General features: G+C 65.2%; 25 protein-coding genes and 2 tRNA genes. 9 read left to right on the top strand and 18 right to left on the bottom strand.

From position 1 onward, the window contains the following. Positions 1–24: 24 nt before the first annotated feature. The 3 genes from P1X14_RS09750 to P1X14_RS09740 form a co-directional block, all read right to left on the bottom strand. Complete coding sequence (locus P1X14_RS09750; RefSeq protein ID WP_277315154.1) at positions 25–714, bottom strand: 2OG-Fe(II) oxygenase; 690 nt, start codon at positions 712–714, stop codon at positions 25–27. 91 nt (positions 715–805) lie between these two features. After that, on the bottom strand, positions 806–1,732 hold the full coding sequence (locus tag P1X14_RS09745) for an RcnB family protein (protein WP_277315152.1): 927 nt from the start codon (positions 1,730–1,732) through the stop codon (positions 806–808). Positions 1,733–1,841: 109 nt separating this feature from the next. After that, entirely contained in the window at positions 1,842–2,324 is a 483-nt protein-coding gene (locus P1X14_RS09740) for a (2Fe-2S)-binding protein (RefSeq protein ID WP_277315151.1), read from the bottom strand. A gap of 169 nt (positions 2,325–2,493) precedes the next feature. On the opposite strand from P1X14_RS09740, the gene P1X14_RS09735 reads away from it, so the two are divergent. Next, positions 2,494–3,294 carry a class III extradiol ring-cleavage dioxygenase gene (locus P1X14_RS09735; protein WP_277315150.1) on the top strand — a complete coding sequence of 267 codons (801 nt, stop codon included), beginning with the start codon at positions 2,494–2,496 and terminating at the stop codon, positions 3,292–3,294. Between the two features lie 255 nt (positions 3,295–3,549). Here the strand turns inward: P1X14_RS09735 and P1X14_RS09730 are convergent, their stop codons facing one another. From P1X14_RS09730 to P1X14_RS09720, 3 genes are all read right to left on the bottom strand, one after another. Continuing rightward, positions 3,550–4,311 carry a class II aldolase/adducin family protein gene (locus P1X14_RS09730; RefSeq protein WP_277315149.1) on the bottom strand — a complete coding sequence of 254 codons (762 nt, stop codon included), beginning with the start codon at positions 4,309–4,311 and terminating at the stop codon, positions 3,550–3,552. Positions 4,312–4,397: 86 nt separating this feature from the next. After that, the gene (locus P1X14_RS09725) at positions 4,398–4,565 is read right to left on the bottom strand and encodes a hypothetical protein (protein ID WP_277315148.1); all 168 of its coding nucleotides are present in this window, start codon (positions 4,563–4,565) and stop codon (positions 4,398–4,400) included. Between the two features lie 115 nt (positions 4,566–4,680). Further along, positions 4,681–4,986 carry a hypothetical protein gene (locus P1X14_RS09720; protein WP_277315147.1) on the bottom strand — a complete coding sequence of 102 codons (306 nt, stop codon included), beginning with the start codon at positions 4,984–4,986 and terminating at the stop codon, positions 4,681–4,683. Between the two features lie 184 nt (positions 4,987–5,170). On the opposite strand from P1X14_RS09720, the gene P1X14_RS09715 reads away from it, so the two are divergent. Continuing rightward, positions 5,171–5,836, top strand: a complete 666-nt coding sequence (locus tag P1X14_RS09715; RefSeq protein WP_277315146.1) for a LuxR C-terminal-related transcriptional regulator — start codon at positions 5,171–5,173, stop codon at positions 5,834–5,836. Positions 5,837–5,845: 9 nt separating this feature from the next. Here the strand turns inward: P1X14_RS09715 and P1X14_RS09710 are convergent, their stop codons facing one another. Beyond that, on the bottom strand, positions 5,846–7,327 hold the full coding sequence (locus P1X14_RS09710; RefSeq protein ID WP_277315145.1) for a serine hydrolase: 1,482 nt from the start codon (positions 7,325–7,327) through the stop codon (positions 5,846–5,848). 81 nt (positions 7,328–7,408) lie between these two features. Between P1X14_RS09710 and P1X14_RS09705 the strand changes: the two genes are divergently transcribed. Further along, positions 7,409–7,948, top strand: a complete 540-nt coding sequence (locus tag P1X14_RS09705; protein WP_277315144.1) for a MarR family transcriptional regulator — start codon at positions 7,409–7,411, stop codon at positions 7,946–7,948. A gap of 120 nt (positions 7,949–8,068) precedes the next feature. On the opposite strand, the gene P1X14_RS09700 is transcribed toward P1X14_RS09705, so the two are convergent. Together P1X14_RS09700 and P1X14_RS09695 are read right to left on the bottom strand one after the other, a co-directional pair. Continuing rightward, positions 8,069–8,143: transfer RNA gene (locus P1X14_RS09700), tRNA-Glu, on the bottom strand. Positions 8,144–8,187: 44 nt separating this feature from the next. Continuing rightward, the gene (locus P1X14_RS09695; protein ID WP_277315143.1) at positions 8,188–9,786 is read right to left on the bottom strand and encodes a 3-deoxy-7-phosphoheptulonate synthase class II; all 1,599 of its coding nucleotides are present in this window, start codon (positions 9,784–9,786) and stop codon (positions 8,188–8,190) included. Between the two features lie 281 nt (positions 9,787–10,067). Between P1X14_RS09695 and rnk the strand changes: the two genes are divergently transcribed. Continuing rightward, positions 10,068–10,487, top strand: a complete 420-nt coding sequence (rnk, locus tag P1X14_RS09690) for a nucleoside diphosphate kinase regulator (protein WP_277315142.1) — start codon at positions 10,068–10,070, stop codon at positions 10,485–10,487. Positions 10,488–10,494: 7 nt separating this feature from the next. On the opposite strand, the gene P1X14_RS09685 is transcribed toward rnk, so the two are convergent. Then, the gene (locus tag P1X14_RS09685; protein WP_277315141.1) at positions 10,495–11,916 is read right to left on the bottom strand and encodes a carotenoid oxygenase family protein; all 1,422 of its coding nucleotides are present in this window, start codon (positions 11,914–11,916) and stop codon (positions 10,495–10,497) included. Between the two features lie 61 nt (positions 11,917–11,977). Between P1X14_RS09685 and P1X14_RS09680 the strand changes: the two genes are divergently transcribed. Further along, positions 11,978–12,565: a TetR/AcrR family transcriptional regulator gene (locus P1X14_RS09680; protein WP_277315140.1), complete on the top strand. Its 588-nt coding sequence runs from the start codon at positions 11,978–11,980 to the stop codon at positions 12,563–12,565. A gap of 150 nt (positions 12,566–12,715) precedes the next feature. On the opposite strand, the gene P1X14_RS09675 is transcribed toward P1X14_RS09680, so the two are convergent. The 7 genes from P1X14_RS09675 to P1X14_RS09645 form a co-directional block, all read right to left on the bottom strand. Beyond that, on the bottom strand, positions 12,716–13,222 hold the full coding sequence (locus P1X14_RS09675; RefSeq protein WP_277315139.1) for an SRPBCC family protein: 507 nt from the start codon (positions 13,220–13,222) through the stop codon (positions 12,716–12,718). A gap of 1 nt (position 13,223) precedes the next feature. After that, the gene (locus tag P1X14_RS09670) at positions 13,224–13,553 is read right to left on the bottom strand and encodes a metalloregulator ArsR/SmtB family transcription factor (RefSeq protein ID WP_277315138.1); all 330 of its coding nucleotides are present in this window, start codon (positions 13,551–13,553) and stop codon (positions 13,224–13,226) included. 253 nt (positions 13,554–13,806) lie between these two features. Beyond that, positions 13,807–14,391 carry a hypothetical protein gene (locus P1X14_RS09665; RefSeq protein WP_277315137.1) on the bottom strand — a complete coding sequence of 195 codons (585 nt, stop codon included), beginning with the start codon at positions 14,389–14,391 and terminating at the stop codon, positions 13,807–13,809. Next, positions 14,391–15,326 (bottom strand): NAD(P)-dependent oxidoreductase, encoded by a 936-nt coding sequence (locus tag P1X14_RS09660; protein WP_277315136.1) that lies wholly within the window; start codon positions 15,324–15,326, stop codon positions 14,391–14,393. Before P1X14_RS09660 ends, P1X14_RS09665 begins: the two co-directional genes overlap by 1 nt. Before the next feature lie 49 nt (positions 15,327–15,375). Beyond that, positions 15,376–16,143, bottom strand: coding sequence for a hypothetical protein (locus P1X14_RS09655; RefSeq protein ID WP_277315135.1), 768 nt, complete (start codon positions 16,141–16,143; stop codon positions 15,376–15,378). Between the two features lie 84 nt (positions 16,144–16,227). Then, positions 16,228–17,658: a cysteine--tRNA ligase gene (gene cysS, locus P1X14_RS09650; protein ID WP_277315134.1), complete on the bottom strand. Its 1,431-nt coding sequence runs from the start codon at positions 17,656–17,658 to the stop codon at positions 16,228–16,230. Positions 17,659–17,754: 96 nt separating this feature from the next. Next, positions 17,755–17,976 (bottom strand): hypothetical protein, encoded by a 222-nt coding sequence (locus tag P1X14_RS09645; protein ID WP_277315133.1) that lies wholly within the window; start codon positions 17,974–17,976, stop codon positions 17,755–17,757. 229 nt (positions 17,977–18,205) lie between these two features. On the opposite strand from P1X14_RS09645, the gene P1X14_RS09640 reads away from it, so the two are divergent. Beyond that, positions 18,206–18,691, top strand: a complete 486-nt coding sequence (locus P1X14_RS09640) for a hypothetical protein (protein WP_277315132.1) — start codon at positions 18,206–18,208, stop codon at positions 18,689–18,691. Between the two features lie 101 nt (positions 18,692–18,792). Here the strand turns inward: P1X14_RS09640 and P1X14_RS09635 are convergent. Continuing rightward, positions 18,793–18,866 (bottom strand) — tRNA-Cys (locus P1X14_RS09635). A 234-nt stretch (positions 18,867–19,100) separates the two neighbouring features. On the opposite strand from P1X14_RS09635, the gene P1X14_RS09630 reads away from it, so the two are divergent. Genes P1X14_RS09630 through P1X14_RS09620 form a run of 3 tightly spaced genes read left to right on the top strand, consistent with a single transcriptional unit; the run spans position 19,101 to position 21,889 of the window. Further along, positions 19,101–19,763 carry an rRNA adenine N-6-methyltransferase family protein gene (locus P1X14_RS09630; RefSeq protein WP_277315131.1) on the top strand — a complete coding sequence of 221 codons (663 nt, stop codon included), beginning with the start codon at positions 19,101–19,103 and terminating at the stop codon, positions 19,761–19,763. A 20-nt stretch (positions 19,764–19,783) separates the two neighbouring features. Next, a complete protein-coding gene (locus tag P1X14_RS09625; RefSeq protein ID WP_277315130.1) occupies positions 19,784–21,322 on the top strand; it encodes a TolC family outer membrane protein in 1,539 nt (512 codons plus the stop codon). A gap of 42 nt (positions 21,323–21,364) precedes the next feature. Next, positions 21,365–21,889 carry a DUF2497 domain-containing protein gene (locus tag P1X14_RS09620; protein WP_277315194.1) on the top strand — a complete coding sequence of 175 codons (525 nt, stop codon included), beginning with the start codon at positions 21,365–21,367 and terminating at the stop codon, positions 21,887–21,889. Positions 21,890–21,907 lie beyond the last annotated feature (18 nt).

Raw genomic sequence — 21,907 nt, 5'->3', positions numbered from 1 at the left:
GCGCCGGAAGGCAAGGGGCGGCGATCATTGCGGCGCGATCCAGGCGCGGTTCCACGGGTCCTCGCGATACCATTTGGTGACGACATATTTGGTGCCGCTGGTCACGCGCTCGCCCTCGTGCAGCGTGCGATAGTTGAAGCGGCCGTCCGCGATCATGTTGTTCCACACGATCAACAGGCCCGGGCGCGGCGCGATGCGCAGGCCGGCGAGCGGGAAGAAGGTCGCGCCGCCGCCCTCGACCTGGTTGAGATAGACCATGGCGGTGAAGGTGCGGTGCCCGCCCTGTGCCCTGATCGACTCCCAATGGGCCTGGCCCTCGCGGAAATAGTCGCAATGCGCGCGGAACTGCTGGCCCGGGGCATAGCGCTGCCCCTGAAGCCCTTCGCCATATTCATACGGAATGCCGAGCAGGTTCGACAGGCGATCGTCGATGGCGAGCACCCGATCCGCCTTCAGGTCACAAGTCGAACTGGTGCGGAATTCCGGGTCCTGATCGGGTTCGTACAGTTTCGAGGGGAAGGGATCGGCATCGATCAGCCCGATCAGCGCGGCGCATTCCGCGGCGCTCAGGAAATCCGGATAGTGCCAGATCGCGGCGCCGGGCACCGGAATGCGCTGCGCCAGCGGATTGGCGTCCAGCCGCGTCTCGACGATGCGGGTGACCATCGCACGTTTGCGGGAAGGTTCGCCGGTCAGATGCGGATCGCTGGCCATAACTCAGAGTTTGGCGTGGTCCCGTGAAATGACAAGAACCCGGCCGCTTTCGCGACCGGGTTCCGGTGCCTCCTCGAGCAAGCGCGTCCGCTTACCAGAAGATGTCGTACTCGACGTCGACGACCATGCCGGTGCGGATATCGACCAGCAGCGCGTCGTTGTAATAGCGCACCCAGCGATACGGGCCGTAGGCCGGGGGCAGGCGGTAGTAGAACGGATCCTCGATCCAGTAGTTCGACGAGTAGAGCATCGAGCCCAGCGTCAGACCGATCGAGAAGCGGTTATAGCCGTAATTATAGCCACGCGGCGCATAATAGCGGGGCAGGCGATAGGTGTTGCGGTTCGAATTGCGATACGAGCGCCAGTTGTAGCGGCTGTCACGACGCCAGTTGTTCGACCAGCGGGTGTCGTTGCGGCCGCCATTGTTCCAGCGCCCGTCATTGTCCCGGTCACGACCGCCGTTGTTGTAACGGTTGTCGTTGCCGCGGTTGCCGTTGTTCGACCAGTTGCCGCCGTTGTTGCCATTGTCGCGGTCGCGACGCTGGAACTGCTGGTTGCGGGTCTGGCCCTGCTGGCCGCGATTATCGTTCCAGTCCCGACGCGGCGAGCCCTGCTGCGGGCCGGCGACGCCGGTGTTGCCGTTGCCGCGGTTGCCCTGCCAGCGCTGCGACGGGCGCGGGGCCTGTTGCGGGGCTGCCTGCTGCTGCGGAGCGGCCTGCTGGCCACGGTTCCAGCCGCCATTGTTGCCGCGGTCGCCATTGCTGCGCTGCGGAGCCTGCTGCTGGGGTGCCTGGGTCTGCTGGGGCTGGGACTGGCGCCACTCACGACGCGGAGCCTCCTGCTGTGCCTGCGGACGGCTTTCATTCTGCTGGCGCCACTGGCCGCGCTGGCCCTGGTTGCCGCTGTCCGAGCGCTGACGCGCTTCGCCGCCGCGATCGCCGCGGCCACGATCCTGCGCGAGAGCAGGCGGCACCAGGGCCGTTGCTGCAATCAGCGCCGCGATGATGGGCTTATACATTCCTCTGGTCTCCCGACACTCGGCATGACGCCGGTGTTCTGTGATGCCCTTTTAGGTGAACGAGAATGTCGTGAGGCTGAATTGCACTGACAGCCTATTGAAAGCTTTGTTAATTTCCGAAGCCGGGCGTGCTCTGCTCGCCGCGCGCGATGCGGGCCGCCTGATCGATCGCATCGATCAGCCGCGGATAGATGCCGCAACGGCAGATATTGGGGATCGCAGCCTTGATATCCTCCTCCGATGGCGAGCGATTGGCGCGCAGCAGGATCGCTGCCGCCATCACCACGCCGGGGATGCAATAGCCACATTGCGGCACATTGGCCGCGATGAACGCCTGTTGCACCGGATGGTTGCGATTCTCGGAAAGGCCCTCGATCGTCACGACGAACTTGCCCTCCAGCGAGGCGATCGATTCCTGACAGGCCAGCACCGGCTGGCCGTCGACATCGACGGTGCACGCGCCGCATTCGCCGGTGCCACAGCCATATTTGGTACCGGTCAGGTTGGACGCGTCGCGAAGGGCCCAGAGCAACGGCGTGCGCGGGTCCATCTTATACTCGACCGGCTTGTCGTTGACGGTGAAGCGAGTCACGAATTCCCCTCCCGCTTGCGGGAGGGGCTAGGGGAGGGCCTGTTCATCCTAGCCATATAGGCACCATGCCCTCCCCCGACCCCTCCCGCAAGCGGAAGGGGAGAAAAGGAAACGGGCCGTTTCCATTCCGGGCGTTGCGCCGCGGCGAGGGGAGGGCGACATGCAACCCATGACCCAACCGACCCTTTTCATCCCGCACGGCGGCGGCCCCTGCTTCTTCATGGACCCGAATGGCGGACCGCCCGATCCGATGTGGCAGCCGATGGAAGCCTATCTCGCCGGGCTGATCGACAGCCTGCCCGAGCGGCCGAAGGCGATCCTGCTGATCTCCGGCCATTGGGAAGAGGCGATGCCGACGGTCCATGCCGGCACCGGCCAGCCCTTGCTGTACGACTATGGCGGCTTTCCCGAACATACCTATCGTCTGCGCTGGGATGCGCCGTCCGCGCCTGACGTCGCGATGCGCGCGAAGGAACTGCTCGAAGGCGCCGGCTTCCCCGTCGGCATCGAGCGCGAGCGCGGATGGGACCATGGTGTGTTCATCCCGATGAAGGTCGCGGTGCCCGGTGCGGATATCCCGCTGGCCCAGCTTTCGCTCCGCCACGATCTCGATCCCGCCGCGCATATCGCGATGGGCAGGGCGCTCGCCCCGCTGCGCGACGAGGGCGTGCTGATCGTTGGCAGCGGCATGAGTTTCCACAACCTCCGCGTCCGCGGCGTGCCGGCGACGGCCCCTTCGGAGGAATGGGATGCCGCGCTGACCGCAGCGGTGACCGATCCCGATCCCGCGCGCCGGGCGGAACGCGTCTCGGCCTGGGACCAGCTTCCCCACGCCCATTTCTCGCACCCGCGCGAGGAGCATCTGCTGCCGCTGATGGTCGCTTTGGGCGCCGGCGGCGACGGTCCCGCGGTGCGCGACTATCGCGATACGGTGATGGGCTGGGTGGTGAGCGGCTACCGGTTTGGGTGATCAGGACGTGAAAATGCCGGTTAGCTGCGTCGCCGGCACATCGTCGTGAAGCCAGAACAACTTGCTCTCTCCATCCTCCGTTTCGAAGCAATAGACATGGGAGCTGTCGTACCGGCTATATTCGACCCGGCGCAGGATGACCCTGTCGCCTTCGTGAAAAGAGTCTTTGCCTTGTGCGGCGGTATCTCCCGATACCCGCAACCACCGATCCAGCGGCAATAGCGCCTTCCGCTGGCTCCACTCGTGAGACAAGACTCAATCCCGCCAGCTCTTGTCCGTCCGGTCCACCAGCCGCACCATCGCCGCGAAGTCCGCCGCGCCCGGGCCGCCCGGGACCTGCGCCATGTGCAGGTCGCGCTGGTGCACCGCGACGACCTCGTCCGGCACCACCAGAGGGGCGCCCATGCTGGCCGTGGCGATCTGGATCTCGCAGGCGCGTTGCAGCGCCCAATGCTTCACGAACGCCTCGGGTACGCTGCGGCCCATCACCAGGATCCCGTGATTGCGCAGCAGCATCATCCGCTTGTCGCCAAGGTTCGCCAGCAGCCGCTCGCCTTCCTCGTCGCGCACCGTCACGCCTTCGAAGTCGTGATAGGCGATCTGGCCGATGAAGTTGCACGCATAGAAATTGACCGGGCGCAGGCCGCCCTCGACGCTGCTCACCGCCATGCCCGCCGTGGTGTGGGTATGCGCGATGCAATGCGCGTCGGGCAGATGCCGGTGGAACAGCGCATGCTGGACGAAGCCCGCGCGGTTCACCGGATAAGGGCTGTCGTCCAGCTTGTTGCCGTCGATGTCGATCTTGACGAGGTTCGACGCCTTCACCTCGCTGAAATGCAGCCCGAACGGATTGATCAGGAACGCGCCTTCCTCACCCGGAATCTTCAGTGTGATGTGGTTGTAGATCATCTCGGACCAGCCGAGCATGTCGAACACGCGGTAGCAGGCGGCGAGCTGTTGCCGCGCCTCTGCCTCGGCTTCCGACATGGTGGGCCGGGTCTGCAGTGCAGTGGCCATGATCCTCTCCTTCGTCTTGTTCGAAGACCGAGTATGCCACGCGCGCAGGGGCGCAGGCAATATCGCGGAAAGGGAAGCGCTTCGCCCTAGTTGCGGAACAGCGGCAGGCGGGCCCAGCGCAGGTAGAATTCGCCATGCCCGCCGCCGCTGCGCAGGCGATTGGCGGCGTGCTGAAGCGACTGCGCCTCGGCGAGCGAAGATGCCGCTGCCGCGCGTGCCTCAAGTGCCAGTGCATGATCGATCCGCTGGGACATGGATGCAAGTTATCCACAGACTTATGAACATGTCATGACATATTTGCATAAATCTGCACGATGACTGTGCCGGGATGGGCTGGGGACCGTACCCGTCCCGACACAGTGTTGCGGTTCAGCGCGTCAGAAGCGCCTCGACCTCGCGCAAACGGCCGTCGATCGCCTTCACTTCATCGTCCTCGCCGTGGCGGATGGCGATGACGATCATGTCGATCAACTGCTGCTGAACGCCCCTGCCGTATCGCAGGATCAGCTCCTCGCCGGACAGGGTGGCGATCTGGTGGAGTGAGAGCGGCGCCGGCTTGTTTGCACGTTCCGCTGCCAGGCCGTCTTCGCGCTCTTCCGCCGGTTGCATTGGCCATTTCACCTTCATACGCGCCCTGCCGCCAGCGAAGCCGGCGATCCGGGGCGAACGAAGCATGTTGCTGCGTGGAGGTTCGCAAAACTCGTAAATTTACGAGGGCTTGCGCCATGCCGTTATGAGCGTAGCACTGAGCGGTAACCCACAGGATCAGTCGGGAGGAACGGCACCGCAAACGGATCGAATACCCTCGGAGCCAGGGAGAGTTTCAGGCTCCGGTCGCACGAGAGTAAGAGAAGCTTTGATGCCAATCAGAGACGCGCTGGAACGAGGTCATTACGAGAACCTGAAACTCTGCCTGAAGGCTCTGGATGTCGGTTTGTGGGACTATGACATCGACTCAGGCCAGCTGAGCTGCGACGCGCGATGGTATGAGCTGGTGGGACTACCGCTTGGTTCGATCCGCAGCGTCGCCGAGTTTCGCCCGCATATCCATCCCGACGATGCCGATCTCGCCACCAACGCAGATCCCGACATGATCATGGCGATGATTGCGCGGGACGAGCGCTATCATATCGATTTCCGCGTCATGACCGGTGGCGCGTTCAAATGGATACGGTCGGTGGCGTGCCTGCTGGTCGATCCCGCGACCGGGCATCGCCGGGCCGTCGGCTGCATCACCGACAACAGCGAATTCCGGCTTATCGAACCCAGCCTTACGCCGGCCGCCGGCCAGCCGGACCCCGCCGAAGCCGAAATCGCCGAGGAGGAGCCGGACGCGCATTTGAGCAGCAAGGAACTGGAGTGCCTTAGCTGGGTGAGCGTGGGCAAGACTGCGTGGGAGACCGCGATCATCATGGATCGCAGCCAGCGGACCGTGGAATTCCACCTCGTCAACGCGGTGCGCAAGCTGTCCGCGGCGAACAAGATCCACGCCGCGGTGATCGCGATCCGGAGAGGGTTGATCTGAGGGGAGGGGCTAGCGCGACAAGCGTTTCAGGGCGTCACTCGCATAGGTGTTGGTCGGGTCCATCGCCAGCGATCGTTCGAAATGCGCGATTGCGGCTTTCCGGTCTCCTCTGCGGTCGGCGACATCGCCCAGGCCGTCATAATTATACGGTGCCTTCGGAAACATCTCGATGTTCAGTTTGAAGATCGCTTCGGCTTTATCCAGCTCGCGCGCATCGATCAGCGCATAGCCGAGATCCAGCAGCGTCTCTTCGCCGAAATTATAGTCCGCGGCGTTTGCGCTGCGAAGCTGACGATATTGCGCGATGGCCGCATCGACGCCGCGTTGCGAGATCGTGTTCCACAACATATCGACAAGTTGCGGCGCAGGGATCTTGTAGGTTTCGCCCAGGACGATGGCCATAAGGCCATAGGCCGCTCTCGCTGCAGACATCCTGTCGCCATTGCCGAGAATGATGACCGTCAGGCGCTCGTCCGGAACGCGCAGGATGAACGACGAAAAGCCGGCATCGCTTCCCGAATGGCTGATCGTCTTTCTGCCGAAGCGGGTGCCGATCTCCCAGCCATAGCCATAGCCATCCTTGTACGGAGTGAAGATGGCGTCGAGCGACGCGCGGGACACCAGCTTCTCCGAATACAGCGCCTGATCCCAGCGCAGGAGGTCCCCGGTGGTCGATACCATGCCGCCATCGCCCAGGCTGGTCGACGGATCGACATAGGTGGCGGTGATGAAGTTGGTTCCCCTGGAGTAATAGCCCGTCGCAGCACCCGGAATCACGGCCCGGTTATCGTTGTGCCGGGAGTGCGTCATGCCGAGCGGCGCGAAGATGTTCGCTTTCAGATACTCGCCATAGGGCATGCCGGAGGCGCGCTCGATGATAAGCCCCAGCAGGAAATAGCCGGAGTTCGAATAGGCGGATTTCTCGCCCGGCGCGAACCGCAGCGGCAATCGGCGGAACAGATCGACGAATTCCTCGGGACGATAGCGCCTCATGCTCAGGCTCTCGTCCCAATCGGGCAGCCTCGATGCGTTCGGAATGCCCGAGCTGTGGGTCAGCAGGTTGCGGATCGTGATCGGCTTCCACGCCGCCGGACAATTGCTCAGATAGTCGCAGATCGAGTCGCCGACGTTCAGCTTGCCGCGTTCGCTCAGTTGCATGATCGCCATCGCGGTGAACTGCTTCGTGATCGAGGCGATGTTGAAGACGGTTCGGGGCGTGTTCGGCACCCCCAGCTCGTAGCTGGCCATGCCATAGGCCGTATTGACGATCGGCACGCCATTCCTTGCGACAAGGATGGCACCGGTGAACTGATCGTTGCGCACGGCGGCCTGCATATAGGTTGCGACCCTGGCCGGCAGCGCACGGTCGTTTCGTACGGGAGACACGGTGCTGCTGGTCTTCCGCTTCGACTGCGCCTCGGCCGGCGTGGCCGCGCAGGAAGCGGCCAGAATCGATGCGAGCATTCCCGCTTCGAACATCGACCTGAACATTCCTATTCTCCCTGAGACGCCGGCAGCGGGGTACCGATCCATATGCGACAATACACAGATATCTTCATATAAAGATACTTTATGTCAAGGCTTCCTTGGAGTGCTGCGCGGCGCTATATCGAACGGGTGACAGAGCGCCGCCCTCCCGACGTTATCGACAATCTCGTCGGCGATTGGCGAACGGAGCGTCCTCGAACAAAGCCCGATGCGATGCACGTGGTCGGCCGTATCATCAGGCTGGGTCATATTTACGAAAGCGAGGTCGCGCGGCTGCTGCAGCCTTACGGTCTGGCCTATTCGGATTTCGATGTCCTCGCGACGCTGCGCCGATCGGGCGCGCCCTATGAGCAGGCGCCGAGCGAATTGCAGCGCAACGTGGTGCTCACGTCCGGAGCGATGACCGCTTGCCTGCGCCGGCTGGAAGCGGCCGGGCTCGTCTCGCGCTCCGCAGATCCGGACGACCGCCGGCGCTTGTCGGCCAGACTGACCCCGGCGGGATATGATCTTGTCGAGCAACTGATCGACCAGAGGTTCGCGCTGGCGACAGACGCGATTGCCGGGCTTACGGCCGATCAGGCGGAGGCAATGAAACTGCTGTTGCGGCGTCTTTTGGACGAGTGAGCAGGCCGGCAAGATCGGCGCTCGGCGGCGTCGCCACCCTTGCTGCTGCTGTTCTGGCGTGAGGGAGCCTCGCTCCCGTCACCGCGGCCGAAATCATGCCCCGCATGATTTCGAGTCCGCTGGTGACCCCTACGAGAATCGAACTCGTGTTTTCGCCGTGAGAGGGCGACGTCCTGACCGCTAGACGAAGGGGCCGTGCTTGCGCGGAAGCGGGCTACTAGGGGCGGATGGGGCGAGCGTCAAGCCGCAGCCTTGCGTCGCTCCGCCATTTCCGCGTTGAGCATCTCCGCCAGCAGGAACGCCAGTTCCAGCGACTGACCGGCATTCAGGCGCGGGTCGCAATGGGTGTGGTAGCGGTCGGCCAAGCCATGTTCGGTGATATCGACCGCGCCGCCGGTGCATTCGGTGACGTTCTGGCCGGTCATCTCGGCATGGATGCCGCCCGCAAAGGTGCCCTCCGCGCGATGGACTGCGAAGAAGCCTCGAACTTCGGCCAGGATGCGTTCGAACGGCCGCGTCTTGTAGCCATTGGCGGCCTTGATCACGTTGCCGTGCATCGGGTCGCAGCTCCACACCACCGGATGCCCCTCGGCCTTGACCGCGCGGACCAGCTTGGGAAGCCCCGCCTCGATCTTGTCATGGCCATAGCGGGTGATCAGCGTCATGCGGCCCGGAATGCGATGCGGGTTCAGCGTGTCGAGCAGGCGCAACAGCGCTTCCGGCTCGAGCGTCGGGCCGCACTTCATCCCGATCGGATTGCCGATGCCGCGCAGGAACTCGACATGCGCCGACCCTTCGAAGCGGGTGCGATCGCCGATCCACAGCATATGCGCGCTGGTGTCGTACCAGTCGCCGGTCAGGCTGTCCTGCCGGGTCAGCGCCTGCTCGTACGGGAGCAGCAGCGCTTCATGGCTGGTGTAGAAATCGGTCGCCTTGAGCTGCGGCACGCTGTCGGCATCGATGCCGCAGGCCTGCATGAAGTCCAGCGCTTCGCCGATCCGGCCCGCCATTTCGGCATAGCGGTCCGACCACGGGCTCTGACCCATGAAATCGTGCGTCCATTTATGGACCTGATGCAGGTTCGCATAACCGCCGCTGGCGAAGGCGCGCAGCAGGTTGAGCGTCGCGGCCGACTGGCTGTAGCCCTGGATCATCCGCTGCGGATCGGGAACGCGATCGGCGGCAGTGAACTCGATGCCGTTGACATTGTCGCCGCGATAGCTGGGCAGCTCGATGCCATCGATCGTCTCGGTATCGGCCGAGCGCGGCTTGGCGAACTGGCCCGCCATGCGGCCGACCTTCACCGTCGGCAGCTTCGACGCATAGGTGAGGACGACCGCCATCTGCAGGATGACGCGGAACGTGTCGCGGATATTGTTCGGGTGGAACTCGGCAAAGCTCTCGGCGCAGTCGCCGCCCTGCAGCAGGAACGCCTTGCCCTCTGCCACCCGCGCCAGATCGGCGGTGAGGTTGCGTGCCTCGCCTGCGAACACCAGCGGCGGATAGGAGGCAAGCTGCGTGGTGGCGGCGTCGAGTGCGCCTTTGTCGGGATAATTGGGCAGTTGGAGCGCCTTGAACGCGGGCTCGGCCCAGCTCGACGGCTTCCATTCGCCATTGGCGTCATTGTCCGCCGCGCGAACCTGAACATACCAGTCGGCATGATGCGCGATGCCGTTCGCGGCGATCTGGTTGACCACCTGCGTATTGGCGCGCTTGCCTTCGTCCTCCCAGCCCTGAACGGTCGAGCCGGGCGTATCGTACCACGCGCCGAATGCGGCTCGGGAAAGGGAGCGTTCCTCGCGGAAGCGGCGGATCTTGGTGCCTGCTAGTGTCGTCATGCGCGGCCTTTACCCATAAGGGGTAAGTGATGGCAAGCCGGTAAATCGATACTGTCCTGATTTGGGTAATTTGACAGGGCGCGCACGCGTCCCCATCATTACAGCATGGACGCCACCGCCATTTTTCTGCGCTTTCGCGTCCATTCCGGGCAGCTCGCCGCGCGCGCCTAGCCCGGGTCTCGGCTGGCTGTTGCCGCGAGGTCCGGGGTTTTCACGAACATATCCTGCCGCGGGTCAGCGCGATCCGGCGGCGCACCTGACTTCAGTGAAAGCGAACACGCGTGGAAAACACGGAAATTGTGCGGGATGGCGAGAGCCGCCCCGCAATCCTCATCATCGATAGCGAATGCGACGCGCTCTATGCGCTCGCGCTGGCGATCCAGCCCAAATGGCCCGGCCGTGCAGCAATGCTGCTGGCCGAACTCGACCGCGCCGAAACCTGTCCGGCGGCGGGCATGCCGCCGGACGTGGTGGCGATGAACAGCCGGGTGGAGTTCATCGACGACAACAATGGTGCACTCCGCACCGTGCAGCTCGTCTGGCCGCAGGATGCCGATATCGCCGCGGACCGCGTCTCGATCCTCTCGCCGGTCGGGACGGCCCTGCTCGGCATGCGCGCGGGCAACTCGATCCTGTGGCCCGACCGGGGACGGCACGACCGGCTGTTGCGGATCGTGCGCATCTGCCCGCCGGCCGGGTAGGGCAGGTTCAGGCGCTCGCCACCCAGTTGCCGTGGAAGCCGGGCGGGACGCGATGCGGGATACGGACGCTGGCGACCGGCTCGGCTTCGAACCGGGCCGCGTCGATGATCACCAGATCGGTGGTCTCGGCGGGGTAGTTGACCACCAGCCCGATCAGCCAGCCTTCGTCCTCGCCCGCATCCGCATGGGCGGGGACGAAGACGAACTCGCCGGGATAGCGGTCCGCGCCGAACTCGTGGATCTGCCGCGTGCCGGTCTTCAGGTCATGCTTGATCAGGTGGCTGGCGGGCAGGAAGGTCGTGCCCTCGTTCAGCGCCATCGCATAGGCATAGCGATAGGGCTGGCCGAAAAGCCGCTCGTCGGGGCGGGGGAATTCCTGCGGATTGTCGTCGACCACCGTGCGGGTGACGCGACCAGCGGCCGGAACGATCGTCCAGCGCTCGAACGCGCTGTGCGGCGAATCCGGGCCGACCGCGCTCTCGGCGAACATGCTGGTGTGCGCGGCGACATCGAGGATGACCGTACCGTCGGGCGCGTCATAGGCATTGGCGACATGGAACACGTAGCAGGGGTCGACATCGCACCAGATGATCTCGTCGCCCCGGCCTTCGCGCGGTAGCAGACCGACGCGGGCCCGGTGCTGCGGGTTCCATTTATAAGGGAAGCGCGCGCCGCCGATCAGGGCGCGCATCGAGAAAGTGACGGGGAGATCGAGGACGATGACGTAGCGCGCGGTGATCGCGCAGTCGTGGATCGAGGGGCCGTGCTCGACCGCGATCGGCTCTTCGCGGCGGACCTCGCCTTCGGCGGTGACGACGGTGTGCCAGACCTTGTTCTGCTCGGTACCCTTGTAGCAGATCGCGTGGAGTTCGCCGGTCAGCGGATCGAGATGCGGATGCGCGGTGAAGCTGTGCTGCAGCGTGCCGTCGAACGCATTGTAGGCGATGCTCTCCAGCGTCTCACCCAGCTCGATCGGGGCGACGCCGGCTTCGGTCAGCGCCCAGGTCCGCCCGGCATGACCGAGAACGTTGGTGTTGACGATGCTGGTGTCGCCGCGCGGCGAGGGGATCGGCGCCTCGCCGAGCGCCTGCGACACATCGGCCGAGCGGGTCCAGCGGTTGCGGTACCACAGCGCCTTGCCGCCCTCGATGCGCAGGCCATGGACCATGCCGTCGCCGGTGAACCAGTGGCCGCCGGGCTGGGGATCGATCGGGTTCGGCCCGATGCGGAGATAGCGGCCATCGAGCTGCGCCGGGATGGTGCCGGTGACGGGCAGATCCTCGAGCGTCAGTTCGGCCGCCATCGGGGTGTGGATGCCCTGGGTGAAGGGGTTGGGCCTGTTCGACGCGAGGGCGCGGTTGACCTTCGCCAGCGTCATCACGCCGCCGGTCACTGCCGAGCGGATTGCGGTCTCGATCGTGCTTGCCATTTGCCGACTCCGGGCTAGATGTTGACGATGTATACATACCCTTGATGGTAACAGTGTCAACATGTCGAATGCCGAACCGAAGAAATATCATCATGGCGATCTGCGCGCGGCGCTGATCGAGGCCGGTCTGGGGCTGCTCGCGGAGCGCTCAGCCGACGAACTCGGGCTGCGCGAAGTCGCGCGCGCGGTGGGGGTCAGCGCCACCGCTGTCTATCGCCATTTCCCCGACAAGGGCGCGTTCCTGGCCGCCCTCGCGCAGGAGGGGCTACGTCAGCTCGGCGCGGCGCAACGCGCGGCGTCGGAGGCTGTGGGCGGCGGCGATGCGGGTTTCGCGGCGACCGGCGCGGCCTATGTCCGCTTCGCCATCGCCAATCCGGCGCTGTTCCGGCTGGCCTTTTCGGCCAGCGGTGGCTGCGAGGCCCCGAAATGGGTGCCGGGCGGCTGGGATACGCCGGACAATGACGCCGCGGCGCTGCTGCGCGAAAATGCCGAGCGTCTCTCGGGCAGCGAAGCCAAGGCGCGCGTGACTGCGCTCAAGGCATGGGCACTGGTCCACGGCCTCGCGCTGCTGATCCTCGATGGCCAGATCTCGCTCGACGATTCCGAGATCGATGCGGTCGTAGGCGGGTTCGATCCGCGAAAGGGGTAAGCGGCGGAGCCGTTAGAGCGCGATGGCGTAAACCTGATCCGTTCGTTTCAAGCGAAGTCGAGAAACCGCCCCGCAGCCGTCAGTCAATGTTTCTCGACTTCGCTCGAAACGAACGGGTGGAGAAGTGATCCCACCTCATCTCATCTTGCTCTAGTGGCAGGCTTCCCATTCGGGCGTGCCGTCCGGCCGCGCGACACCCAGCGCCACGCCCAGCCGGTCGAGTAGCTCGCCCGTGCCATGCGCCCGCCCGCCACCATCTTCGAACCCGTCGAGATAGATGCCATGCTCGGTCAGCACGAGCCGCGTGCCGTCGTCATGCGGGTGGAACTCGACACAGGCGAGGTTGACCGAGATCGGCTTGCCGTCGATCCGCATGCGATAGGCATAGACGATGCGCCGGTCGGGGACGATGTCGTGATAGGTCGCGTCGAAGCGCGATACGACGCCGCTCTTCCACCGGCCCTCCAGCACTTCGCTGCCGCCGATGCGGAAATCGAAATGGCGGTCGGTCATGTCCCAAAGCTCGTTGTTCGGCGTGGAGAACCATGCCGACCTCCCGGCCTCGGTCGACCAGGCGGCGAAGGTGCGGGCAGGGGTGGCGGTGGGATAGATGCGTTCCAGCGTGAAGCTGTCATGCACGGCGTCGGGGCCAGCCATTTCAGGTCTCCTGTCGATCGAGATAGGCGCCGAGCCGGTCGAGCCGGGCCGAAGCGTCGCGGCGGCGTTCGGCGATCCAGCGGTCCACCGCGGTGAGCGCCAGCGGCTCGAGCGTGCAGGTGCGGACACGGCCCTGCTTCTCGGTGCGGATCAGCCCGCTCGCCTCAAGCTGCTTCAGATGCTTGAGGAAGCTGGGCAGGGCCATCGCATAGTTGCCGGCAAGATCGCTGACGCTTGCCGGGCCGCGACCGAGCCGCTCGACCACCGAAAGCCGCGTCGGATCGCCCAGCGCCGCGAACATCGGCTCGATGGGAAGGGATTGGTTAGCCATATGGCTAGCTATTATATTGGCTGCGCGGATGCAAGCGCGGCGATGGCTGGCACGACTTGAAATGTAGGATTTCGGCTGCTGCACTCGGCGCGTCGGGTCAGCGCCCGGCCGCTCTTTGACATGACCACGAACGCAGAGGATTTTCCTCGATCGGGTAAAACCCCGGACCGAAGAGTCACAAATTCCGCTACGCTATGCCAGTGTGACTCTTGTGACTTTTGTCACCCCGCAAGGGTAAATGCTGACCGCGGAGTTATGGCGAGGTGCAACTCCAGCCGACGATTGAGACCACCTCCACCACCTCGTCGAACCTTTTGACGTTCCAGCGATAGCTGCGGATCACCGCACCGTCTTTGCCAAGGACTTCCAGCCGCACGGTGTCGCCGTCGATCAACTGCCGCCCGAACCCGCCCGGGTCTCCGCCGACCGGAAAGGTCATCCGCTCGCCGCTCGCATGGTAGAGCAGATCGACCGGCGCTTCCTCGTCGATCACCGCGCGGGCGCCCGAGACAGATGTTTTGGATAGCGCCTCGTCGCCATCGACGATGAAGGCGATGCCGAGGAACGGCGCGTCGGACCAGCGCCCCTTCGATGCGGTGAAGATTGCTTCGAGATGCGCCGGGCGCGGGTCGCCGATCTCGCTCGGCGCCTTCCAGCGCGCGACGCTCGTCCTGCCCTCCTTGCTGGCGTCCACGAGTGTCAGCTCACGATAGGCGTTGAAGGTGCACAATGTGCTCGATGTCATCTCGCGGATATCGATCCGCCGCGTATCGATGCGCTGCGCCACCGCGGGCGTCGCAGCGATCAGGGCAACGGCAATGGAGACCAGAAAACGCATCAATACCCCGCTTCCAGATCGACCTCGTTCTTCATCGGCCGGCCCTCGACATAAGCCTTGAGGTTCTCGACGAACAGCGCGCCGGCGCGCAGGAACATGCGGGTCTGGCTGCGGCCCGACAGATGCATCGAATGGATCGAATTGGGCGCGCGCCACAGCGGATGCTCAGGCGGCAACGGCTCGGGTGTGACGGTGTCGAGGAACGCACCGCCGATCCGCCGCTTGGTCAGCGCCTCGATCAGTGCATCCTGATCGATCAGGTCGCCGCGGCCGACATTCACGATCCACGCGCTCGGTTTCATCGCGGCCAGCTCGTCCGCGCCGATCATCGCCTTGCTCTCGCTGGTCGATGGGGCGGCGAGGAAGATCCAGTCATAGCTGCCGATCCGCTCGCGCCACTCGTCCGGCGTGAGCGAACCGTCGGATCCAGAACGAGTGACCGCAGTCACATTGGTGCCGAAGCCTTTCAGATACTGGCCGATCAGCTTGCCGATCGCGCCATAGCCGATGATCAGTGCTTCGGCTTCGAACAGCTCCTGCTTGCCCGGCGCATCCATCGGCCATTCCTGCCGGTCGGCTGCGCGAAGCACTTCGTCATAGCGTTTGGCGGCGACCAGCGCGCCCATCACCGCATATTCGGCGACGGCATGGGCGTTGACGCCACTGCCATTGGTAACGCGGGTCCCGCGCTCGCGCAGCAGCCCGGTGTCGAGCGCGTCGAGGCCGGCATAGATGGTCGAAAGCCATTTTAGATTCGTACCGGCGGCGACCGCCGCGGCCCAGTCGGCGGACTTGTTCATGTCGAGCCAGCCGATCTCGGCATCCGGCACCATGGCCATGGCTTCTTCCCGGCTGGTGAACCAGCTAACCTGAATTTCGGCGGGAAGATGGGGCTCGAGCAGCGGGCGGGCGAGCGCGGGAAGAACGGCTTTCATCGGTCAACGTTAGCGTGGATCGATGACGAAGCAATCCTTCCCGAAAGGCTCACTCCTCCCGGTCGCGGCGCGGACGGTCGCCGGACTGGGGCGAGGGCGTGGGGCGATTGTCCTTCCAGTCGGGTCGTCCTTCCCGCCCGTCACGCCCGCGCGGCGTGGGCGAAGCCGAAGGGGTGGGGCTGGGCGATGGCGTGGCACCGGGACGGCGCGGGCCGCGATCGTCGCGGTCCCCGGATCCGGCACGGTTCCGGGCATTCTCGGCGCGATTGCGGCGCTCGCCGGCATCGCGCGACGCTTCCACTGCCTCGCGCGTGCGATCCGCGTCGGGCGTACGGGCGCGGCCGTCGCGGTCGAACTCGCGGACCGGCTTGTCGCCCTGATAGGCATAGGAACGGTCGCCGCGCTGGACGAAGAAGGGGCGATCCTCGCCGCGACGGAAATAGGCGACATTGCCGCCGTCGCGATCGGCAGTGCGGACGATGCGGCCCTCGCGGCGCCAGGCCCAGCCATCGCCATAGCGGATACGCTCGATCCCGCTGCCGCCGCGGATCTCGGCTTCGATATCGCTGGCCTCGACCAAAGGCGCGCTTTCGCCGGCGGAGGCGCCGGCCGCCGGGGCAGGGACCGCGGCGACGGTCACCGCCGCGGTATCGCCGTCCCCGGCATCCTCGACCAGCGTGCCGTCTTCGAAGGCCGAGTCGTTCACATCGGTCGCGTTGCCGACATCGACCAGCGCATTGTCGGTGGTCTGTTCGGCCTGATTGCAGGCGGCAAGCGCCAATGCCGGCACGAAGGCGATAAGGGGCAGGCGGATCATCTCATTCTCCGGTCAGCGCCACCGATGCGGATGGCCCTTTTTCGGAGCGTGCAACGCGCGCGTGTCTGGAATGTCTCCGTGAGGCTAGAGCGCGGCCTTCCAGTCCCAGCCCAGCGGATCGCCGTCCATCACCTCGACACCCGACGCCGCCAGCTCGTCGCGGATCGCGTCGGATCGGGCAAAGTCCTTGTCGACACGCGCCTGCTTGCGATCGGCGAGACGCAGATCGATCTCGGCGGCAGTCAGCGTCGCCTCGGCCGGGCGGACGCGCAGCGCTTCGCGGGTGAGGTTCGTCAGATCCAGCCCCAGCACCGCGTCGAACTCGGCCAGCGTGGCGATCCGGTCCTCGGCCGACAGCTTCTTGTCGGCGAGCAGCTCGTCCAGCACCGGCAGGGCGCGGGGCGTGTTGAGATCGTCGGCAACGGCCTCGTCCAGACGCGCGCGATAGGCCCCGGCCACACTGCCGCCGTCGCCGATGCGAGCCTTCAGGCCGGAGACGGTCATCACCAGCCGCTTCAGCCGGGTCAGCGCCGCGCCCAGATTGTCCGGGCTGAACTCCAGCTCGCTGCGATAATGGGCGCTCAGGCACATCAGGCGATAGGCGAGCGGATGCACGCCGCGTGCGACCAGCGCGTCGAGCGTGGCGATGCCGCCCTTGGACTTCGACATCTTGCCGTCGCGGTCCACCAGGAAGTTGTTGTGCATCCAGAAATGCGCGCCGCTGTCCGCGCAGCTGCAATGCGCCTGGTTCTGCGCGATCTCGTTCACATGGTGGATCTCGCGGTGATCGATCCCGCCGGTATGGATGTCGAACGGCAGGCCGAGCAGTTCGCTGCTCATCACCGAGCATTCGAGATGCCAGCCCGGTGCGCCGCGACCCCAGGGCGAATCCCATTCCATCTGGCGCGTCTCGCCTACAGGCGTCTTGCGCCAGATCGCGAAGTCCTGCGGATGGCGCTTACCCTCGACCGGATCGATCCGGCCCTCGCCGATATCGCCCTGCGATCCGGCAAGGCGGCCATAGTCGGGCACGGTGCGGCTGTCGAAATACAGGCCCGACTCGATCTCGTAGCAATGCTTCGGCGCGATCTCCGCGGCGAAGGCGATCATCCGCTCCACATATTCGGTGGCCAGCGGCATGTGCGTCGGCTTGCGGATGTTCAGGTCGGCCAGGTTGCGGCGGAACACGTCCGCATAGTGGCGCGAGATATCCCAGGCGTTCAGCCCCTGCTTGCGCGCGGCGGCCTCCATCTTGTCCTCGCCCGCGTCCGCGTCGGAGGTCAGATGGCCCACATCGGTGATGTTGATCACATGGGTGAGCGCATTGCCCTTCCACGTCAGCACCCGGCTCAGCGTATCGGTGAACACATAGGCGCGCAGATTACCTAGATGCGGATCGGAATAGACCGTCGGTCCGCACGAATAGACGCGCACGCCCTTGGCAGGATCGAGCGGTTCGAACCGCTCGAGGCTGCGGGTGATCGAATTGTAAAGGGTGAGGGGCGCGGCGTTCATCGGCGGGGCCATAGCGCCACATCGCCGCTTTTCAAAGGAACGCCGCCCTCCGCCATTGCGGGCGGAGGCGGGCAGTGGGGCAAGGCCCCGCCGCGCTTATGCAGCGGCGAGGGTGCCCGTGCCGCGTGGACGCAGCGTGCCGATGCCCGTGGCGCTTCCCGCGATCAGCGGCAGTGCGGTACCGCAATTGGCGCATTCGGCGGTCATGCGACCGATCATCCAGTGCGACTGGCCGCAGCCCGGGCAATGGTTGGTCTCATTGGCGCGATAGCCGATACGGTAGCCGGTGCGGGGCTGTCGGATGCCGAAATCGTACATGGTACATCTCCGTAATAGTCCGGAGCCAACGGGCGGGAATCGTCCTTTGTTCCGCGTTGGCAGCGATGAACCGTTATATATCGTCGATGAGTTGCCAAATTGTCACGATTTTGGTTGCGCGGACGTGATAAGCTGAACGCAGGATAACAGCGCCGTTCAGCCTCGCGGCACCGCCGTTCATACAAAGAGCGCGCATCGGGCGATCAAAGCGGCCCGGGGGAGACCGATCATGAAGAAGTTTCTTGTTTCCGCTGCGATCGCCGCCGCTGCACTGGGCGGCGCGCTGACTGCCACTTCGGCGGCTGCACAGCCCTATACCTATGCCGGCCCCGAGAATGGCGACGACGGCTATTATGACGAAGGCCAGGACGCCGAACCCTATTATGAGGATCAGGGCAGTTATGATCGCGGCCAGTATCGCGATGGCGGCCGCTATCGTCCGGGCGACTATTATCGCGGTGACGGGCAGGGCACGCTGCGCAACGGCCCGTATCGTGCGGATCGCCGCCGCTATTACCGCAGCGAGCGCTGCTCGGGCACGACCGGCGCGATTGTCGGCGGACTGCTGGGCGCGATCGTCGGCGGCGAAGCCGGGCGCGGTGGTTATTACAATCGCCGCAGCGGAGTCGGTACGGTCGTGGGCGCCGGTGTCGGCGCGGTGATCGGCAGCGAGATCGATCGCGGCAATTGCCAGGACAATTATTACCGCCGCTGAGTCGCATGACGGCGGCGGGTGTTCCCGCAGAGCCGCACGAACGAAGTCACGCAAGAAAGGCGTCCGCGGAAATCGCGGGCGCCTTTTTGCTTCTGTCGGAATGGAGGCCCGACCGGGAATCGAACCCGGGTGCAAGGATTTGCAGTCCTCTGCGTCACCACTCCGCCATCGGGCCTCGGAGCGAGCGGCGGCTTTGCGCAGGGTGCCCTGCGCATGTCAACATTCGCCGGTATAAAATTGCGTACCGGCGGCGGATGTTTCCGTAGAGCCGCACCAGGAACGCGCGCGGATGTTTCCGCAGCACGAACGCCAAGAACGTCGCTTGGCGTTCGTGCTGCGGCGCGATACATAGCGCCGAACCCAACAAGTGTATTGCGCAACTAATACGGTTGTGCGAAGAAGCGGAGTGATGATGACCCCGATGGTCGATCCCGCGCATTCGATGCGCCATTCGATGGTGGCCAGCCAGCTGCGCACCAACTCGGTCAGCGATGTCCGGGTGGTGGAAGCCATGGCCAAACTTCCGCGTGAGGACTTCGTCCCCGCGGAACATCGCGAGATTGCCTATCGCGACACGCTGCTGCCGCTGGGCGGCGGACGTCGCCAGAATTCGCCGCTCGCGACCGGACGGTTGTTGACCGAGGCGCAGATTCGCTCGACCGACAACGTGCTGCTGATCGGCGCGGCCGGTGGCTATGCCGCGGCGGTGCTCGCCGAGATGGCGGCCAACGTCGTGGCGCTCGAAGAGGATGCCGATCTGCTGGCGATCGCGCGCACCGCGCTTGCCGGTGCCGCCAACGTCACCATCGTCGAAGGACCGCTCGCCCAGGGCTGGGCCAAGGCCGATCCCTATGACGTGATCGTGGTCGATGGCGCTGCCGGACATATCCCCGACACGCTGATCGCCCAGCTGAAGGATGGCGGTCGGATCGCCACCGGTATCGAGGATCGCGGGATCACGCGGCTCGCGACCGGGCGCAAGACCGGCGGCGGCTTCGGGCTGACCGAATTCGCCGATATCGAATGCGCGGTGCTGCCCGGCTTCGCGAAGCCACGGACGTTTCAGTTTTGAAAGACCAGAAGATGAGGCCCATGCGACTTTCCTCCCTGTTCCTGGGCGTGAGCCTTGTGGCGATCGCGGTTCCCGCGGCGGCGCAGACGACCGAGACCGCGCCCACGGCGGCGACTCAGGCCGCGCCGAAGCCGACGATGACGCTGCGCGACGCACTGGTCCTCGCCTATAACAGCAATCCCGATCTCGCCGGCGAGCGCGCCAATCTGCGCGCCACCGACGAAGGCGTGCCGATCGCGCGCTCCTCGGGCCTGCCGGGCGTGACGTCGAGCGCCGGGGTCAACGAGAGCCTGTACAATACCGATCAGGGCCTTTCGCCCAGCCGTCGCGGCTCGGTGGGCGCCGATCTGTCGGTTCCGATCTACGCCGGCGGTTCGGTCCGCAATTCGGTGCGCGCGGCCGAGACCCGCGTCGAGGCGGGCCGTTCGCTGCTGCGTGCCGCCGAAGCCGATATCTTCACCCAGGTGGTGACCGTCTATGTCGACGTGATCCGCGACGAAGCGATCGTCCGGCTGAACCAGCAGAATGTCCGCGTGCTCGAGGTCAACCTGCAGGCGACGCGCGACCGGTTCGAAGTGGGCGATCTGACCCGCACCGACGTCGCACAGTCCGAAGCGCGCTATGCGCTCGCACAGGCGCAGCTGCGCGGCGCCGAGGCACGGCTGATCGGCAGCCGCGAGAATTTCATTCGTGTCGTCGGTACGCCCCCGGGCGTGCTCGCGCCGCCGCCGGCGCTGCCGGGCCTGCCCACGACCGTCGAGGGCGCGACCGATATCGCGCTGGCTAACAATCCGAACCTCGAAGCCGCGGTGAAGTCGGGCGAAGCCACCCGCTATGACGTCAGCGTGGCCGAGGCTGGCCGCCTGCCGCGCGTCAGCGTCGGTTTTGGCGGCGACTATTACAATTATCTCGGATCGACCACGGCGCGTTCGAACGCTGCAGGCTTCGGCAGCGACGGCTTCTCGACCAGCGCGGGCGTGAATTTCACCATGCCGCTGTTCCAGGGCGGCCGTCCGGCGGCACAGGTGCGTCAGGCCAAGGCGCGACGCGAAGCTGCGCTGGAAGGCGTCACCTTCACCGAACGCGGCGTGATCGCACAGACGCGCTCGTCCTTCGCGCTCTACCAGTCGTCGCTGCGGGTGATCGAATCCTCGCGCGTCGCAGTCGATGCCAACCGGCTGAGCCTCGAAGGCGTCCGTGCGGAGAACAGCGTCGGCACGCGCACCATCCTCGATATCCTGAATGCCGAGCAGGAATTCCTCAATTCGCAGGTCACCTATGTGACCGCGGAGCGCGACGCCTATGTCGCCGGATTCACCCTGCTGGCGGCGATGGGCAAGGCCGAAGCGGAGGATCTGGGCCTCGATGGCGGGCCGCTTTACGACCCGACGACCAACTATAATCAGGTGCGTCGCGGCTGGTCGGACTGGTCGGACGGTCCGGCAGAGAGTACGAAGGGCACCCGGACGAATCAAACTCCGGTGCAAAATCCGGAGGTTACGCCGGGAACCGATCCTTTGTTAACCAGGCCTGTTGACAGTACCCGTACTAATCCCTGATTGAGCGCGCTCGCAACTTTCGAGTAGAAGGTGCTGGTGCATATGGGGGATATCAGTTCCGAGCCTTCGATGGAGGAGATTCTCTCGTCCATCAAACGTATCATCGCCGAGGAAGGCGATGCTGCGACGGGGACGCGTTCGCGCCGTCCCGGCTCGGTGAAGACGGCACCGTCAACGCCTCGTGCGGACCCGCTGGGGGTGGATGAAGTGCTCGAGCTGAGCGAGCTGGCGGCTGAGGAAGCCGTGAGCGAGCCGACGCCCGCGCCGCTGCCGATTGGAGCCCCCGACGTGCCGCCTCGCCCGGAAACCAACCGTCCCGAAACCGCCGGTGCGCCCCTGCGCGCTGCGGAGCCGATCCTGTCGGAACGCGCCGTGGAAGCCACGCGCGGCCCGCTCGAAGCGCTTTCGCGGATGGTGGTGAAGCCCGAAGTGGCCGGTTCGGACACGCTCGAAGGGCTTGTCCGCGAGCTGCTCAAGCCGATGCTGCGCGAGTGGCTGGACGAAAATCTGCCGCAGGTCGTCGAGACGATGGTCGCGCGCGAGATTTCGCGGATCACCGGACGCTAATTTACTGGCGATTTTGGC

This window comes from Sphingomonas sp. AOB5, assembly GCF_029433115.1.
Lineage (GTDB): Bacteria > Pseudomonadota > Alphaproteobacteria > Sphingomonadales > Sphingomonadaceae > Sphingomonas.
Note: the sequence above shows the minus strand (reverse complement) of the source record. Positions and strands in the feature narration are given on the sequence as shown.